At 41.1% G+C, this 3,036-nt stretch carries 3 protein-coding genes and 1 pseudogene; 2 read left to right on the forward strand and 2 right to left on the reverse strand.

Features of this window, described 5'->3' with window-relative positions; genetic code table 11:
* Together V7Z64_RS12685 and V7Z64_RS12690 are read left to right on the forward strand one after the other, a co-directional pair.
* The coding region (locus V7Z64_RS12685; RefSeq protein WP_334110640.1) for a transposase at positions 1-476 on the forward strand (476 nt) is incomplete at its 5' end.
* 618 nt (positions 477-1,094) lie between these two features.
* Positions 1,095-1,466, forward strand: coding sequence for a VOC family protein (locus V7Z64_RS12690; protein WP_003397545.1), 372 nt, complete (start codon positions 1,095-1,097; stop codon positions 1,464-1,466).
* A gap of 341 nt (positions 1,467-1,807) precedes the next feature.
* Here the strand turns inward: V7Z64_RS12690 and V7Z64_RS12695 are convergent.
* Both V7Z64_RS12695 and V7Z64_RS12700 read right to left on the reverse strand, forming a co-directional pair.
* Positions 1,808-2,194 (reverse strand): annotated as a pseudogene (locus V7Z64_RS12695) (transposase); the annotation flags it as partial.
* A 207-nt stretch (positions 2,195-2,401) separates the two neighbouring features.
* Positions 2,402-3,036, reverse strand: a 635-nt coding sequence (locus V7Z64_RS12700; RefSeq protein WP_334110643.1) for an ExeA family protein, incomplete at its 5' end; no start/stop codon positions are given.

Raw genomic sequence — 3,036 nt, forward strand, 5'->3', positions numbered from 1 at the left:
CGGTTTATCCGAAAGCCGATGTGCAGCGTTGTGTCGTTCACAAAGTACGTAATACCTTACATCGTGTTCGGAAAAAAGATCAATTTGAAGTGGCAGAGGATCTCAAACTGATTTATCGCGCACCGAATAAGGAGATAGCGTTACAGATGTTTCAACAGTTTGAGTCGAAATGGTCCAGCAAGTACCCGAGAGAAGTTCAATCTTGGGCCAATGAGTTGGATGTCCTCCTTACATTTATGGATTATCCAAGCAGTATTCGAAGTGTGATTTACACGACGAATGCCATCGAACGAACGATCAAGGAGATTCGGAAACGCCTAAAGCCGATGAACAGTTTGAGCAGTTTAGAAGCCGCTGAAAAAGTCGTGTATTTGACCATTCAAGATTTTAATGAGAAATGGGCAGGGCGAAAGTTACGAGGATTTGCCGAAGCGCATGAAGCCCTTCAACGAATGTTTGAAGAACGTTATTGTTAACCAAATATTGTAAATAAACAAAATAAGGGGATTCTCCCTTTCCACACAAGAGACTGAATATTCAGTCTCTTGTGTGGAGGAAATATCCCCCTCTATTCTAAATCCATTTCAGAGATACCCTACCCCATTTACATTACACAAAATTCTTGACGGTACCCCCCCAAACACCCAAAATAAGGTATTGCAATAAAATATTGCAAACCTCTACTTTTATTTTATAAAAAATTATTATATTGTCAATATTATATTAAATTTTTAATAATTGAAAATTTCTGTTTATAAGTTATAATAAGTATAGAATAGAAATTTATTCTATCATTTAGCTTGAAAATACCGTTAAAATCATTCATTCAATCCTATTCACTATATCTTCTAGTTCGTGACGACATTACTAAGGATTGAACTGTTACTTCAAATAACCGTGTTCTCAGTAAATTTGTTCTATGAAAGAGTATCATTTTTCACTGTTGTTCAAACTTTAAATTAGAGTGATAACATAATTGTCATTCGCTGCAAAGCATATACTGTTCTTGCGCGACAAACATGTTCAATAAATTAAAATAAATTAAAATAAATTATTTTAACTTAATTTAATATATTTACTGAGGAGGAATATACATGAACTTTACTTTCTTAGAAATTGATCATGTTCAAGTTGCTGCTCCTAAAGGTTGTGAAGAAAAAGCACGCGAGTTTTACGGAAAAATTTTAGGAATGAAAGAGATCCCAAAACCTGAGAACTTACAAAAGCGAGGTGGAGTATGGTTTCAATGTGGGAGTCATCAGCTACATATTGGTGTACAAGATGATTTTCAACCTGCTAAAAAAGCACACCCAGCCTTTCATGTAAAAAATCTTGCTGTATTGCGTGACCACTTAATTGAGAAGGGGATTGCAGTAAAGGAAGATGAACCGCTAGAAGGAGCAAATCGTTTTTATGCCAATGATCCTTTTGGCAACAGACTCGAATTTTTAGAGTGGATTAAATAATAACTGTACTTGAGCAAATTAAGCACCACGTCGCTAATGATAGGATATACAAAACTTCCTAATAACGAAATAAGAAACAAAGAAAATGAAATAATAACCATTTTATTACTTTTCAATTCTCTTCGCTTATTACAATAAAAAGCTCCTAAGCATATAGAACTTAGGAGCTTCCTGCATTTTTATACAATTCCTCCATAACGATATCTTCCAAGGACCTCGCTGTTAAAGACTATACGATATGCTCCCTCTTCGTCACCTAGCTTCTTTGCTAGGTCAGTAGCCATTCTTTTAATAAGAAGGTCATTTTGTGCGAGTTTTTTCATTTTGATGGTGTTGCAAAACTAGAGTAAAAACTCGAAGTTATGCATAAGGATACAACATAACACATGCAGTAAATATCGATGAAATCCATACCATCGAGGCTGTTCCACCCCGTCACTTTTTAACTCATTAAATACCCGTTCAATCTCGCGGCGAAGCCCAAACAGCCATTGGCCAAATCTTGTTTTCAAAAAGACAGAAAGAACCCGACCATAGGCATCTTTCCGTTCCACACTATTGCGGCGGTTGATGGGGGAAAGAAATAAGATTCCTGCTTGTTCGGCAGTTTGTCGAACCTTTTCACTGTCGTATGCGGCATCGCCTAATACCAACTCAATATCCCACTGCTGTAAAGAAACCAGCAGCTCTGGCGCCACTGCCGCATCCTTCCGATTCGCTGTGGTCAATGTAAATTAGCACATTATTTCAGAATCCCTTTTTCAAATTATTTCAGGCGGATTCGGAAATAATGTGCAAAATTTTTGCGGATTGTTCCGGATTTTGCACATTCTTTCGGAACGTTTGCACGCTCTTTCAGATGAAGATTTCCAGCGCGCCTGATGGACCTATGGAAAAGAGAAAGCACAAAAGAGGCCGATTCGGCCCCTTTCGTGCTAATACCCCATTTCCTCTGCGGCCATGCGCACCATTTCTTCGTCAATGACGTCCTTTTTCAGCTGATACCCGTATAACAGGCACGTCGTGGCCAACGTGTTGATCACCCGAGGCCATCCCCGCGACTGCAGGGCAATCGCCTCTAACGCCGATGGGGTGAAGATCGGATGCTTCGCCCCGGCCTGTTTCATCCGATGCTTGATGTAGCCCGCCACCTCTTCCTTCTCCAGCGGCCCCATCCGGTATCGCATGATGATCCGCTGGTCGAGAGGGCGGTGCTGATTGAGCCGCAGCTTCCCCTGTAAATGGGGCAGCCCGGCCAAAATCAAGACAAATGGGTTGGTCGAATCCATCTCAAAGTTGAACAAGATCGCGATGTCCTGTAAAAATGCATCCTTCGCTAAATGCATCTCGTCCAAAATGAACACCGGCGTGATCCGCCGTTCATGATACAATCGCTCGATCGCCTGCTGGATTTGGCGGAAGAGGTCTACCTTGCGGTACTTCGGTTCCTCTCCTAATCCCAAGGCCAGTCCACGGTAAAAATCCATCACGCCTCCGGTCGATAACGGGAAGTAGACCACATGATACAACGAAGGGGACAACGATTCCTTCCACGCCCGAAGGACGAACG

It is taken from the genome of Anoxybacillus sp., assembly GCF_036834105.1.
Classification (GTDB): Bacteria; Bacillota; Bacilli; order Bacillales; family Anoxybacillaceae; genus Anoxybacillus.

What these genes read in the sequence shown, in the direction of transcription:
- V7Z64_RS12690 (WP_003397545.1), top strand. Translation starts at nt 1,095, where the DNA reads ATGAACTTTACTTTCTTAGAAATTGATCATGTTCAAGTTGCTGCTCCT.